Here is a 13839-nt window from a genome sequence, read left to right as displayed (position 1 = left end):
CCATGCTAGACGGGTCGGTCCGACCCCCGCCCCTTGCGGAGCCTGCGCAGCACCGGTCCGAGCAGCAGGTCGAGCTCCCGTACCCGCATCAGCCGCAGCGCGCCGAGATACACGAGGCCCATCGCGCCGCCGACCACGACGCACTGCACGACGGCGCCGGCGACGCCCGCGGGTCCCCAGCGCTCGAGCGCGAGCAGCCCGAGCACGCCCACCCCGGCGGCGACGAGCCCCGCGAGCAGGGCGCGTGCGTGCGTGCGGACGACGGCACGGGCGTCGACGTCCCGCAGCCGCCGCCGCAGCAGGACCAGGGCCGCGACCGCGCCGACCACGTACGACACGCTCATCGACAGGCCCGCGCCGGCGACCCAGGCGGTGCTCGGCAGCAGCGCCCGGCCGAGCAGCGTGCCGCCCGCGACGACGACGACCATGGCGACCTGGATCGGCACCATGCCCTTCGCGTCCTCGTAGGCGTAGTACACGCGCTGGCACATCGACCACGCGCCGAAGGCGGGCAGCCCGACGGCCATCGCGGCGACCACGCCCGCGACCGCGTCGACCGACCCCTGCGGCTGGCTGAACAGCACGAGCCGCGTGACCGGCTCCGCGAGCACGACGAGGCCGGCGGCCGCCAGCACGGTGAACAGGCCGACGACGCGGAGCCCGGAGGACAGGGTCCCCCGCACGGCGGCGGTGTCGTCGTCGTGGGCCTGCGTGGACAGCCGGGTGAACAGCGCGGTCAGCAGCGAGACCGTGACCAGCGAGTGGGGCAGCATGAACAGCGTGAACGCGTAGTCGTAGGCCGCGTTGCCGGCGACGTACGCGTCGTCCGAGGCACCGGGCGCCGCGGACGCGACCCGGCTGACGAGGAGGTTCCCCAGCAGGCCGATCGCCAGCCCGACGAACGTCCACGTCGCGACGGTGCCCGCCCGGCCCAGCCCCGACCCGCGCAGGCCCCAGCGCCACCGGTACGAGACGCCGGCGCGGCGCAGGAACGGGACGAGGACGAGCGCCTGCGCGACCACGCCGAGGGTGGCCGTCCCCGCGAGCACGGCGATGCGTCCCGGGTCCCAGGTCGCGGCCGCGGTGACGTCGCGCCCGAACACCGCGATGAACACGCCGAAGCCCGCGATCGACACCACGTTGTTGACGACCGGCGCCCACATGTACGGACCGAACGACTGCCGCGCGTTGAGCACCTGGCCGAGCAGCGCGTAGGCGCCGTAGAAGAACAGCTGGGGGATGCACCAGTACGCGAACGTGATCGCGAGCTCCTCCTGCGTCTCGCTGGCGAAGTCGGCGTACAGGCGGACGAGCGGCGGAGCCGCGAGGGTCAGCGCGACGGTCAGCACCGCGAGCAGCGCGAACCCGAACGACAGCAGCCGGTCGACGTACTCCTGCCCCGCCTGCCGCTTGTACGCGCGCACGACCTGCGGCACGAGGACCGCATTCAGCACGCCGCCCGCGAGGAGCATGAACAGCACGTTCGGCAGCTTGTTGGCGACCGAGAACGCGTCGGCGGCCTGCCCGGTCGCGCCGATCGCCGCGGCGAGCGCCATCGCGCGCAGGAAGCCGAGCAGCCGGGACACGGCCGTGCCGGACGCCATGACCGCCGCCCCGCGGCGCACCGCCCCCCGCGACGTCCCGTCGGGGGACCCCGCCGGCACGGCCGACCCCACGGACCCGTCGGGGTCCGCCCCCGTGGTCCCCGCGCCGCCCGCCGACCCCGTCCCGCTCACGCGTCTCCCTCCGGCGTCCCGCCGAGCACCGGCAGCGGCCGCGTGCCCTCCTCCTCGCGGACCCGCCGCGCACCGCGCCGCGCGCTCTGGCCGCGCCGGACGGTCCGGACGATGCCGAGCACGAGCCCGACGGCCAGCAGCACGCCGACGACGCCCGTGCCGACCGACTCGATGGTCGGCGTGACGCGGGCGAGGAACGCGACGGGCGCGGACAGCTCCACGCCGTCGGCGCTGGTCAGCACCGCCTCGACCTCGACGTCGCAGTTCGCGGTGGCGCGCACCGGTACCGGCACGGCCGCCTCGCCCCCGGCCGGCACGACGACGGCCTCGCTGCCCCCGGCCTGCAGGCACGCCTTGCGCGGCGTGGTCCGCACGCGCACGGTCGCGTCCGCGGGCAGCGCGTTGCGCACGGTGTACCGCACCTCGCCGCTCGCGCTGATGATGTTCTGGGTGCTGGGCTGCGCGAGCTCGAGCCCGGTGCGGCGCGCGTCGACGGCGGCGGTGACGGAGTCGACGAGCCCGGCGCGGGCGGCCGGGTCGGCGCGCCACGCCGTCGCGAGCGGCGCGAGCACGGCCTCGTCCACGCCCTCGACGATCGCGTCGGCGTCGGTCGTCACGGCGGCGAACGCCTGGGTCGCGGCGCGCGACCCGGCGAGCCGACGCACGTCCTCCGGTCCGAGCGCCGCCTCGACGGACGTCTGCGCGGGCAGCGGCGTGCGTGCGGTGGTGTCCGACGACGCACCGAGCAGCGACGAGAGGGACGACAGCCGCGACCACGGCGCGTCCTGCACCGCGGCGAGGACCGCGGCGACCACCTCGGTGTCGGGCGTCCAGCCGCGCGGCGGCGCGACGAGCAGGTGCTGCGGCCCGTCGTCCGAGGATCGCGCGACGACCGACAGCTCGGCCAGCACGCGCTGCACGACCGTCGCGCGGGTGGCGTCGGGGTCGAGGGACGTCGGGTCGATGAGCAGCTGCGTGAGCACCTCGTCGGGGACGAGCCCCACGAGCCCGCCGCCGGCGTCGGTGCGCGCGCTGCCGGCCTCGCCGTCGCGGGGCGGCAGGTCGCCGGGGCGCAGGACGAGGACCTCGGCGCCGGCGTCCGCGGCGAGCGCCGCGGTGGGCTGGTCGGTGGAGGGGCCCGGCGCCCACAGCACGTCGGTGCGCCCGGCGAGCGGGGCGTCCTGGCGGTCGCCGCCGGCGACGGCGGCGCGGGACCGGTCGACGGCGGCGCGCAGCAGGTCCGGCGTGCCGGCGTGCGCGAGCGCGGTGAGGTCGGGGTCGCCCCACGGCAGCACCATGACGTCGCGTCCCGCGGCGACGGCGAGGAGCTCCTGCGCCCAGGTGCCGGCCTCGCCGTCGGCGGCGCGCGCCGCGGCGACCAGCGCGGGGTCGACGGCGAGCGACACGTCGGGGTGGGCCCGCGCGACGGCGAGCACGTCGGCGAGGCGGCCGTCGGGCCCGACGAGCGTCTGGAGGCCGTCGCCGGGCACCGGCACGTCGCCGTCGACGCCCGCCGGGACGGCCGGCGGGCCGACCACGGGCGCGAGCACGGAGACGCGCGCCTGGGGGATGGCGCCCTCGGGCGCCCACAGCACGAACGTGCGCTCGAGGCCGACCCGCCGCGAGCCGTCCACGGCCTCGACCGCCAGGCCGCGGGGCCCCCACACGTCCGGCCGGTCGAGCAGGCCGACGTCGCCCGCGGGCACGGTCACGGTCAGCTCGACGCCGGCGCCGGGCGCGAGCGGGTCAGGCGCGGTCGCGCTCGCCGCGCGGCTGCCGACGCGCCCGCCGCCGCCTGCGGCCGCCGGCTGGTCGAGCCACGTGGCGAGGTCGGCGCGCGTGCCGGGGCGGATCCGCTCGATGCGCACGTACGCGCGGGGCGCCGCGACCTCGTCCTCGCCGGTGTTCGTCAGCAGCACGCGCACGGTGAGGTCCTCGCCGGGGCGCAGCACGGGCGGTGCGACGTCGAGCACCTGCACCCGGACGGGCAGGGCCGCCGCGTCGTCCTCGTCCTCGTCCTCGTCGTCCGTCGGCGTGCGCGTGGCGGACGCCGACGGGCCGGTGCGCGCCGACGGCGCGGTGGCGGCCGGGCCCGCCCCGGGCGCGGCGGGCTCACCGGGGGGCTCCGTCGTGGGCGACGGGTCGACCGGCGCGGCGGGGGCGGGCGCGGGGGAGGGGTCGGCGGGTGCGGGCGACGACGTCGGCTCGGGCGTGGTGGCGGCGCGGGCGTCCGGGGCGGTCGGCACGAGCAGCCCGACGACGCCCGCGAGCAGCCCGGCCAGCACCAGCAGCGCGAGCAGCGCGGGCGGGGTGCGACGGCGGGCGGGTGCGCTCATGCGTCGTCGGTGAGGACCACGAGGGCCGTGCCGGCGAGCCGGCGCTCGTTCGGGTACGCGAGACGCGCGGACAGGTCGGCGACACGCACCCACTCGACGTCCTCGGCCTCGCCGTCGGGGTCGTTCTCGACCGTGAGGTCGCCGTGCACGGCGCCGAGCAGGAAGTGGTGCACGACCTTGTGCACGCGCCGGTCGTCGCCGGAGAACCAGTAGTCGATGACGCCGAGGCGCCGCAGGACCCGGCCGGTGATGCCCGTCTCCTCGGCGATCTCGCGGACCGCGGCCTCCTCGGGCGTCTCGTCGCCCTCGAGGTGGCCCTTCGGCAGGCACCACTCGAGCCGACCGGCCCGGTTGCGCCGCGCGATGACGGCCGCCTCGTACTCGCCGTGCCGGCGCGCCACGACGAGGCCGCCGGCCGACGTCTCGTCCACCACCGGCACCGGCACGGGGTGGGGGCGGGGGGCGAGCCGGGCGGGGTCGATGCGGAGGGGATGGCCGCCGGGCGGCGCCGGCACACGCCCGGGGACGGGCGGATGGGCGGCGGCGGACATGCCGACACTGTAACGAGTCCTCCCCTCCTGTCCCGTGTCGTCCTTCCTCGTCACCCGGTCGTCGCCCGGCGGCGCCCGGCGGCGCGCGGCGCCGGACGCGACCTCTGGCACCCTGGTGCGGTGCCGCGCGAGACCGACGACCGACCCTCCCCCTCCCAGCAGCAGCCCTCCCTCGTCCAGCTCCAGCGGCGCGCGATCGACGTGCTGACGCGCATGGCGCCGGACGCCGGGCCGCTCGGGGAGGCCTTCCGCGCGGCCGGGCACGAGCTCGCGCTGGTCGGCGGGCCCGTCCGCGACGCGTTCCTCGGCCGCGTGAGCAACGACCTCGACTTCGCCACGTCGGCGACGCCGGACGACGCCGAGCCGCTGCTGGCGGCGTGGGGCGACGCGCACTGGGACGTCGGGCGCGAGTTCGGCACGGTCGGCGCGCGGCGGTTCGCGGGCCGGCGCGGGACCGGGTCGGCCGACGTCGTCGTCGAGGTGACGACGTACCGGACCGACGAGTACGACGCGTCGTCCCGCAAGCCCGTCGTCGCCTTCGGGGACACGCTCGAGGGCGACCTGTCCCGCCGCGACTTCACGGTCAACGCGATGGCGGTGCGCGTGCCGGACCTCGTGTTCGTCGACCCGTTCGACGGCCTCGGCGACCTCGCGCGGCGCGTCCTGCGCACGCCCGTCGACCCGCGGCAGTCGTTCGACGACGACCCGCTGCGCATGATGCGCGCGGCGCGGTTCGTCGCCCAGCTCGGGTTCACGCTCGACGACGCCGCCCGTGCGGCCGTCGTCGACATGGCCGAGCGCATCACGATCGTCTCGGCGGAGCGCGTCCGCGACGAGCTGGTCAAGCTGCTGCTCGCGCCGCACGCGCGCGCCGGGCTCGAGCTGCTCGTCGACACCGGCCTCGCCGAGCACGTGCTGCCCGAGCTGCCCGCCCTGCGGCTGGAGATCGACGAGCACCACCGCCACAAGGACGTGTACGAGCACTCGCTCATGGTGCTCGAGAAGGCGATCGCGCTGGAGACCGGCCCGGACGGCGCCGTCCCCGGCCCTGACCTGGTGCTGCGCCTCGCCGCGCTGCTGCACGACATCGGCAAGCCGCGCACGCGCCGGTTCGAGACGGGCGGCGGCGTCAGCTTCCACCACCACGAGGTCGTCGGCGCCAAGATGGTCGCCAAGCGGCTCAAGGCGCTGCGGTTCGACAAGCAGACCGTGCAGGACGTCGCCCGCCTCACCGAGCTGCACCTGCGGTTCCACGGCTACGGCGAGGGGGAGTGGACCGACTCGGCCGTGCGCCGCTACGTCACCGACGCGGGCCCGCTGCTCGAGCGCCTGCACCGCCTCACGCGCTCCGACTCCACGACGCGGAACACGCGCAAGGCCGCGCGCCTGTCCGCCGCGTACGACGACCTGGAGACCCGGATCGCCCGCCTGCGCGAGCAGGAGGAGCTCGCCGCGATCCGGCCCGACCTCGACGGCACGCAGATCATGGCCGCGCTGGGGATCGGCCCCGGCCGCGACGTCGGCGAGGCGTACCGGTTCCTGCTCGAGCTGCGCATGGACCGCGGGCCGCTCGGCGAGGACGCGGCGCGCGCGGAGCTGCTGCGGTGGTGGGCGGACCGGCAGGGCTCGGGTCCGCAGGGGTCGGTCCCGCAGGGGTCCGCGGGCTGAGGGCCCGGGCGCCGCGGACGACGCAGGAGCGGTCGACGGCGCGTCAGGCGTCGCGGACGACGAGGAGGCAGACGTCGTCCTCCTGGTGCCGGCCGACGAGCCCGGCGACGAGCGCGTCGCGCACCTGCTCCGCCGACGCGCCCGACGGGGTCGCCGCCAGCGCGTCCCGGAGCTCGGCGATGCCGTCGCGCAGCGTGCGGTCGCGGCGCTCGACGAGCCCGTCGCTGTAGAGGACGAGCGTCGCGCCGCGCGGGAACGTCGCGGACGCCTCCGAGCCGCGGCCCGGCCCGGCGAGCCCGACGGGCGTGGTGCTGCCGCCGGTCAGCTCGACGACCTCGCCGTCCGGCAGCCGGACGAGGCCCGGCGGGTGGCCGGCGGTGGCCCAGGTCAGGCGCGCGCCGGCGTCCGTGCGCTCCCAGCGCACCTGGACGCACGTCGCGAGGTCGGCCAGCTCGAGACCGCGGACCAGCTCGTCGAGCCGGGCGAGGGCCGTGCCCGGCGCGTCGCCGCGCCACACGGCGGCGCGCAGCAGGGACCGCAGCTGGCCCATCGACGCGGCGGCGCGCAGGTCGTGCCCGACGACGTCCCCGACGGCCAGGCTCACGGCGCCGTCGGGCAGCGCGAACGCGTCGAACCAGTCGCCGCCGACCTCGGCGCGCCGGCCCGACGGCAGGTAGGACGCCGCGACGTCGAGTCCCGCCACGTCGCCGAGCACCGGCAGCAGGCTGTGCTGCAGCGTCAGCGCGGCGTCCCGCTCGGCCAGGTACAGGCGCACGTTCTCGAGCACGACGCCCGCGCGGCTGCTCAGGTGCGCGCCGGTGACGACGGCCTCGCGGTCGAACCCGTCCGGCCGGTCGCTGACCAGGCACAGCACGCCGATCACGCGCGAGCGCGCCCGCAGCGGCACGAGCAGCGCCGACCCGAGCCGCAGCGTGCGCAGGAGCTCGAGCTGGCGGGGCGTCGTGCGGCTCGGCAGCGAGTCGACGTCGACGGGCAGGGCGTCCGCGACGGCGTCCGGCGCGGACTCGAGAGCCGCCCGCAGGCGCGGCGACTGCAGCAGCCACTCGGGGCTCTCGTGCGCGAGCTCCTTCGCCGCCCAGGCGGTGCCGGGGTCGGTGGACACGACGTGCAGCCGCTCGAACCGGCCGCGCTCGTTCGTGACGACGACGAACCCCCACGTCGCCATCCGCGGCACGACGACCTCGGCGAGCGCGTCGACGGCGTGCTCGTACTCGAGGTGCCGGGTGAGCTCGTCGGTGACCTCGGCGAGCAGGGCGAGGCGCTCGCCGGTCCGCCGCGCGAGGGACAGCTCGACGTCGCGCGCCGCCTCGCCGGCCGCCCGCGCGGTGACGTCCACCTGCACGCCGACACGGTGCGTGACGCGCCCCGCGTCGTCGCGCACGTGGGTCACGACGAGCTGGTTCCAGAACTCCGAGCCGTCCTTGCGCGCGTTGAGCAGGAGCTCGACGTGGTCCTCGCCCGCGTCGAGGGCCGCCCGCAGGCGCCCGACGGCGGCGGGGTCGGTGCGCGGCGTCTGCAGGAAGCGGCAGTTGCGGCCCTGCACCTCGTGCGCCGCGTAGCCCGTGAGGCGGGTGAAGGCGGCGTTCGACCAGACGACCGGCTCGTCGGGCTGCGACGGGTCGCTGACGACCATGGCGAGGGTCTGGTCGACGAGGACGCGCCGCGCGAGGTCGCCCGTGAGGACGTCCTCGAGCAGGGCCGGCGGCGGGCCGGCGGGCGCGCCGGAGCGGCTGCCGTCGGACCCGGTCACGCGGCCGCCGCCTGGCGGGCCGGCCCGGGGACGTCCGCCGGCTCGTGCGGCGCCGCCGCGTACACCGCCGCACCGAGCGCGTACACGACGGCGAGGGCCACGAACACGGGCCGGGACCAACCGGTGTCGGGCAGCGTCACCGCGGCGAGCGCGGCCGCACCGACGAACGCGGCGTTGTACAGGACGTCGTACAGCGAGAACGCCCGCCCGCGGTACGCGTCGACGGTGTCGCGCTGCACGATCGTGTCGACCGCGATCTTCGCCCCCTGCGCCGCCAGGCCCAGCGCGAGCCCGCCCGCGAGCACGGCCCACCGCTCGACCGTCACGGCGAGCAGCAGCTGGCTCACCACCGCGAGCCCCAGGCACAGCACGACCCAGCGGTGCGGGCCGGTGCGCGGGCTCAGCACGGGCGTCAGGACGACGGCGAGCGCGAACCCGACGCCGCTCGCGACCAGCACGGCCCCGAAGGTCCGCAGGCCCGCGTCGACGTCCGCCGGGTCGGACAGCAGGTTGCGCGAGATGAGGATGCTCGCGATGAACACCGCGCCGTAGCAGAACCGGTGCAGCGCCATGATGCCGAGCGCCTGCGCGGGCGTCCGGCGGGCGACGAGCCACCGCGCGCCGGCGACGAGGCCCCGCGCGAGCTCGCCCAGCGCGGCGCGCACGTCCGCGCGGTCGGCGCGCTCGTCGGGGCCGAGCTGCTCCGGGCCGAGCCGCGTGGCCAGCGCCGACGCGCACGCCATGACGGCGGCCGCGACGAGGAGGGCGGTCGCGTCGCGCACGCGTCCCGCCGGCAGCACGAGCCCCAGCACGAACCCGATCGCCCCGCCGACGCCGGCCGCGGCCGCGCCGAGCGTCGGCGTGAGGGAGTTGGCGGTCAGCAGCAGGGGGCCGTCGACGACCTTCGGCAGCGACGCCGACAGCGCCGACAGCAGGAACCGGTTGACCGACAGGGTCACGAGCGCGAGCACGTACACCGCGGGCGTCACGCCGCTCGTGAGCATGATGACCGCGATCGTCAGCGTCAGCGCGACCCGCACGAGGTTGCCCCACAGCAGCACCTGCCGGCGCCGCCACCGGTCCAGCAGCACCCCGGCCCACGGCCCGACCACCGTGAACGGCAGGAGCAGCACCGCGAACGCGGCCGCGACCCCCGCGGCGGTGCTCGCGTTCTCCGGCGAGAAGAAGAACAGCGTCGCCAGCCCGACCTGGAACATGCCGTCGGACGACTGGCTGACCAGGCGCACGGCGAAGAGGCGCCGGAAGCCGCTCAGCGGCCAGAGCGCCCGGAGGTCGGAGAGCACCTGCACGCGGGACAGGCTATGCCCCGGGGGTGTCACCACCCTCGTGCCGACGGCCCCCAACCGCGTGACGTCGGACTCCGTTCTCCTGGTGCCGGCGCACGTGCCGGCAGGGCCGGGGGAAGGCGCCGGCAGGGGGACGGGCAGCGGACGAGGAGGCGGTGTGACGCGACGGTGGGAGCCGGTGCTCGAGGAGGTGGCGCGCGACCGCTGGCCGCGGCTGCTGGCGCGCGCGGCGCTGCTGGTCCCGACGCGGGCCGACGCCGAGGACCTGGTCCAGGACGCGCTCGTCGCGACCTTCGCGAGCCGCGCGCGGCTGACCACGGCTGCCGAGGCCGAGCAGTACGTGCGTCGGGCGATCGTCACGCGGTCGGTCGACCGGGCCCGCACGGCTGCCGCCGAGCGACGCGCCCTCGAGCGCAGCGCGGCACGGCCCGTGCCGGACGTCGAGCTGGTGCCCGAGGGGCTCGAGCGGGACGTCGTCGCGGCGCTGCACGCGCTGTCGCCGCGGCAGCGCGCGTGCGTCGTGCTGCGGCACCTCGAGGACCTGTCCGTCGCCGAGACCGCCGACCTGCTGGGCATCGGCGCCGGCGCGGTGAAGAGGTACACGTCCGAGGGAGCGACGCGGCTCCAGGCGCGCCTGGGCGCCGCCGCGGACGGCGAGGGTTCGGGCGTGCGGGTCGAGCTGGTGCAGGGTGAGGAGGCGCGACGTGACTGATCTCGGAGAGCTGCTGGGGACCGTCGAGGACCACGTCGAGCGGGTGCACCGCGGTGCCGCGCCGGCGCCGGTGACCATCGCCCTGCTCCGCCGGCGGGTGCGCCGGCAGCGGGTCGTGCGGCACGCCCGGGACGGCGCGCTCGCGGGCGTCGCGTCCGTCGTGGTCGTGGCCGTCGCGTGGTGGGCCGCACCCGACGCGGGGCGTCCGGCACCGCCGCCGGCGGCGACCCCGACGCAGGCGCCGACGGCTCCGCCCACCGCCGCGGCACCCGCGCCGGCGGCGGAGCCCGCCGGCCCGCGCACCGTGGTGGCGACGCCGCTCGCGGTGCCGGACGGTCTGCTCGCGTCCGCGGGGGAGGGCTGGCTGCTGGCGGAGAGCGGGCAGTACCGCGCCGGGATCGACGAGGACGGCGTGCTCGCGCCCGACGCCATGCGCACGACCGTGGACGTCGTCGACCCCGCGGGGGTGCGCACGGCCGTGCTCGAGGTGGACGCGCGCACGACGCTCGGCCTGCACGCCTGGCCGGCGGGCGGGACGTACGCCGTGGCCTCGGCCCGGGGTGCCGACGACGTGCTGCGCAGCGGGTGGCTCGACCTGGTCACGGGTGAGCTCGTCGAGCTGCCGCTGCCGTGGGACCGGCAGCCCCTCGGGGTCGCGGTGACGGGTGAGTCGCTGTGGGTGGGGCGCGACGCGCCCGCGGAGCTGGCCGACGAGGTCGCGGCGGGCACCGTGTCCCCGGCGTTCCCCGGCACGCTCGTCGGGTGGGAGCCGGAGTCGACCGGGACGGACCCCGGCCGGCCGGCCGCGACCGCCGGTGCACCGGCGTACGAGGGGCACCTGCAGGCGTTGGCGCCCGACGGCACCGCGCGCGAGCTCGGCATCGTCGCCATCCCCCAGCGCCTGCAGCCGCTGAGCCCGGACCGCGCGTGGCTCGTGCTGCAGGACGCGGCCGGCGACCCCGTCGCCCTCGACGTCCGCGACGGCGCGATCCACCCGCTCACGGCGTGGCCCGACGGCACCGCGTGCCGGCCCGACGGGTGGGCGGGCGACCACGACGTCCTCGTCGCCTGCGAGCAGCCCGACGGGTCCTGGCGGCTGCTCGCCGTGGACGTCGCGCAGGGCTCGGCGTCCCGGGCGCTGGGGACGTCCGACGTCCCGGTGCGGCAGGCGTGGCCGCTCGCGGACGGGCGCGTGGCGCTCGGCCGGGTGACGGTCCCCGCGCCCTGCGACGTGACGGGCGACCCGGCGGTGCTCGCCGACGGTGCCGTCCGGTCGCTCACCGACGACTGGTCGCCGTACGACCACGGCACCGGCGTGGTGGTCGCCGGCGACGCCGTGTGGACGCACCTCAACGGCTGCTACCCCGGCAGCGGCCGCGCCGACCTCCAGCGGGACGTCCGGGTGGACACCACCACCGGCGCCCTCACGACGCTCGCCTGGCTCGAGGCGCGGGCGCCGCAGCAGGTGGTCGTGGACGGGTGGCGGGTGGCCTCCGTGGACGCGTTCGTGCCGGCGCGCTGAGCCGCGCGGCGAGCACCGCCCGCCCGCGGACGTCCGCCCGCCGTCCCCCGTCTGCCGCCCCCCGCGCGTGGGACCCAACCGCGCGCGGGGTGCATGCGTTGTACTCGCACGCACGACGAGGAGGGCACAGTGCCGGGACGGTGGGTGGCGTGAGCGGTCGGTGGCAGCCGGCGCTCGACGCGTTGGTGCAGGAGAGGTACGGGGCGCTGGTGGCGCGGGCGACGCTCGTGTCGGGGTCGCGTGCCGAGGCGGTGGACCTGGTGCACGACGCGCTGGTCTCGACGTTCGCGGCGCGGGCGACCTTCGGGTCGGTGCAGCAGGCCGAGCAGTACGTGTGCCGGGCGATCGTGTCGCGGTTCGTCGACGGGACGCGCCGGCGGGGCCGGGAGCGGCAGACGGTGGCGCGGCTGGCGGTCATGAGCGAGCACGCGGTGACGGATCCGGACCCGGACGTGCTGGGGGCCGACGTGGTCGCGGCGCTGGGTGACCTGAGCCCGCGGGAGCGTGCGTGCGTGCTGCTGCGGCACCTGGACGACCTGTCGGTGAAGGAGACCGCGCAGCTGCTGGGCCTGAGCGAGGGGGCCGTCAAGCGGTACGTCAGCGACGGTGTCGCCACGCTCAACGCCCGTCTGGGCACCACCGCCGCACGGGCCGCCGACGCGGCGCCGGTGCACCTCGTCGGCCGGGAGGAGACCCGTCGTGACCGATGACCTGACCGCCCGCCTGACCGGCGCGCTGGACGCCCTCGAGGACCGTGAGCGGGACACCCGCCTTGAAGCGGCCGAGCTGGCCGCGCTGCACCGCGACGTGCGCCGCCGCCGTGCGCTGCGCTCGGCGCAGTACGCGTCGGTCGCCGCCGTCACGGTTCTCGCCGTCGGCACCGCCGGCTGGTTCGGGCTGCACCGCACGCCCGTCGAGCCCGTCGAGACGCCGACCCCGTCCCCGACGTCCACGGCGACCCCCACGCCGACGGGGACGCCGACCCCCACGCCGACGTCGGCCGGACCGGTCCGCGAGGACACGGCGGGTCTCGACGTGGTGGAGCGCCCGGGCGCCGCTCGGCTGTACGCCATGCCGCCGGGGCTCCTCGACCGGACCGGTCCGGGCTGGACCCTCGTCCGCGGGTACGGCTACCTGCGCGACGACGAGCAGGTGAGCGAGGGCGTGATCTCGCTCGTCGCCCCGGACGGGACGTCCTACCTCGTCGCCGACGTCGTCGGTTCCGTGACGCTGGCGGCGTGGGACGGCGGCCCGACCGCCGTGGTCGTGACGCAGACGGACGAGGGGGAGCTCGGCGTGCGGGGCACGCTCGACCTGCGGTCCGGTGCGGTCACGGCCGACGTACCGACGGTGAGCAGGCTGTCGCAGCTCGTCGGTCGGACCGCCGACGGCGCGGAGGTGTGGGAGGGGTACGGACCGGGCGGGACGACGACGGAGGTGCGTGTCGTCGACGACGGCACGGTCCGCACCGTGCTCAGCGACCTGCGCAGCGGGTCGACGGTGGCGGTGAGCCCGGACGGACGCCGCGTGGTGGTCGACGAGCACGAGGACGGGAGGGACGTGCTCGTGGCTGACCTGACCACGGGCACGACCACGTCGCGCCCTGCCGGCCCGGCCGGCCACCTCTGCGGGAACGTCGGCTGGTGGGACGCCACGACGTTGCTCCAGGAGTGCTACGAGGGCATGGACCGCTGGTACTCGGAGGACGAGGAGGCACCGGAGCCGACCGCGCAGCGGCGTGTGCTCGTCGGGCTCACCGGTGAGCCCGTGGTCCTCTCGGACGTGCGAGCGGGCGACGTCCAGCCCGCGACGGCGGTGCTGCAGGTCGGTGGCGAGCGCGTCATGGTCGGTCCGCGCGTCGGTGCAGGCTTCGGGACGAGCGAGGCGTGGGTGTGGCGCCGCGGCGCATGGGTACCGCTCACGACGGAGGCCCTCGGCGGTCGTGTGCTCGCGGCGCGCGCCGGCGGGGACGGCCGTGTCGTGGTCGAGGTCCGGACGGACGACCCGCTCATCGACGCGCACGGCGTGCTGTGGTCGGTCGATGTCGCCACCGGCGAGGCGGTTCAGCTCACGCAGGAGCCGCCCGACGACCCGACGCTGCGCCCGTTCGGCTCGACGGACTTCGTGCCGGCGTCCGGCTGAGCGGGGCCCGCCGGCTCGAGCGCGACGGCGTCGTCCCGCCGCACGGCCGAGGGCCCGACGAGACGTGCTCGTCGGGCCCTCGTGCCGGTCAGGT

The 13839-nt window shown here is 77.3% G+C and carries 10 protein-coding genes; 5 read left to right on the top strand and 5 right to left on the bottom strand.

All coding sequences use genetic code 11. The features are described 5' to 3' along the window. Nucleotides 1–5: 5 nt before the first annotated feature. From murJ to ACFUMH_RS03765, 3 genes are read right to left on the bottom strand one after another with little or no spacing between them, the layout of a single operon-like run. Nucleotides 6–1736, bottom strand: coding sequence for a murein biosynthesis integral membrane protein MurJ (gene murJ / locus ACFUMH_RS03775; RefSeq protein WP_378200632.1), 1731 nt, complete (start codon nt 1734–1736; stop codon nt 6–8). Further along, on the bottom strand, nt 1733–4072 hold the full coding sequence (locus ACFUMH_RS03770; protein ID WP_378200629.1) for a DUF6049 family protein: 2340 nt from the start codon (nt 4070–4072) through the stop codon (nt 1733–1735). Before ACFUMH_RS03770 ends, murJ begins: the two co-directional genes overlap by 4 nt. Continuing rightward, nucleotides 4069–4623 carry an NUDIX hydrolase gene (locus ACFUMH_RS03765; RefSeq protein WP_378200626.1) on the bottom strand — a complete coding sequence of 185 codons (555 nt, stop codon included), beginning with the start codon at nt 4621–4623 and terminating at the stop codon, nt 4069–4071. Before ACFUMH_RS03765 ends, ACFUMH_RS03770 begins: the two co-directional genes overlap by 4 nt. Nucleotides 4624–4743: 120 nt before the next feature. Here ACFUMH_RS03765 and ACFUMH_RS03760 point away from each other — a divergent pair, with 120 nt between their 5' ends. After that, a complete protein-coding gene (locus tag ACFUMH_RS03760; protein WP_378200623.1) occupies nt 4744–6291 on the top strand; it encodes a CCA tRNA nucleotidyltransferase in 1548 nt (515 codons plus the stop codon). Between the two features lie 43 nt (nt 6292–6334). On the opposite strand, the gene ACFUMH_RS03755 is transcribed toward ACFUMH_RS03760, so the two are convergent. Together ACFUMH_RS03755 and ACFUMH_RS03750 are read right to left on the bottom strand one after the other, a co-directional pair. Further along, complete coding sequence (locus ACFUMH_RS03755; RefSeq protein WP_378200620.1) at nt 6335–8062, bottom strand: SpoIIE family protein phosphatase; 1728 nt, start codon at nt 8060–8062, stop codon at nt 6335–6337. Then, the gene (locus ACFUMH_RS03750; RefSeq protein ID WP_378200617.1) at nt 8059–9372 is read right to left on the bottom strand and encodes an MFS transporter; all 1314 of its coding nucleotides are present in this window, start codon (nt 9370–9372) and stop codon (nt 8059–8061) included. The genes ACFUMH_RS03755 and ACFUMH_RS03750 overlap by 4 nt, the downstream gene beginning before the upstream one ends. Before the next feature lie 154 nt (nt 9373–9526). Between ACFUMH_RS03750 and ACFUMH_RS03745 the strand changes: the two genes are divergently transcribed. The 4 genes from ACFUMH_RS03745 to ACFUMH_RS03730 all read left to right on the top strand — a co-directional run bounded on the left by ACFUMH_RS03745 (nt 9527) and on the right by ACFUMH_RS03730 (nt 13745). Continuing rightward, nucleotides 9527–10081, top strand: a complete 555-nt coding sequence (locus ACFUMH_RS03745; protein WP_378200614.1) for a sigma-70 family RNA polymerase sigma factor — start codon at nt 9527–9529, stop codon at nt 10079–10081. Then, nucleotides 10074–11603, top strand: coding sequence for a hypothetical protein (locus ACFUMH_RS03740; RefSeq protein ID WP_378200611.1), 1530 nt, complete (start codon nt 10074–10076; stop codon nt 11601–11603). Before ACFUMH_RS03745 ends, ACFUMH_RS03740 begins: the two co-directional genes overlap by 8 nt. A 149-nt stretch (nt 11604–11752) precedes the next feature. Beyond that, nucleotides 11753–12313: an RNA polymerase sigma factor gene (locus ACFUMH_RS03735; RefSeq protein WP_378200608.1), complete on the top strand. Its 561-nt coding sequence runs from the start codon at nt 11753–11755 to the stop codon at nt 12311–12313. After that, nucleotides 12303–13745 carry a hypothetical protein gene (locus ACFUMH_RS03730; protein ID WP_378200605.1) on the top strand — a complete coding sequence of 481 codons (1443 nt, stop codon included), beginning with the start codon at nt 12303–12305 and terminating at the stop codon, nt 13743–13745. Before ACFUMH_RS03735 ends, ACFUMH_RS03730 begins: the two co-directional genes overlap by 11 nt. Nucleotides 13746–13839 lie beyond the last annotated feature (94 nt).

The sequence above is a fragment of the Cellulomonas sp. NPDC057328 genome, assembly GCF_042667215.1.
Lineage (GTDB): Bacteria > Actinomycetota > Actinomycetes > Actinomycetales > Cellulomonadaceae > Cellulomonas.
Note: the sequence above shows the minus strand (reverse complement) of the source record. Positions and strands in the feature narration are given on the sequence as shown.

Excerpts from the sequence above, each read along its gene's own strand:
- ACFUMH_RS03770 (WP_378200629.1), bottom strand. The coding sequence starts at position 4,072 with ATGAGCGCACCCGCCCGCCGTCGCACCCCGCCCGCGCTGCTCGCGCTG.
- ACFUMH_RS03765 (WP_378200626.1), bottom strand. The coding sequence starts at position 4,623 with ATGTCCGCCGCCGCCCATCCGCCCGTCCCCGGGCGTGTGCCGGCGCCG.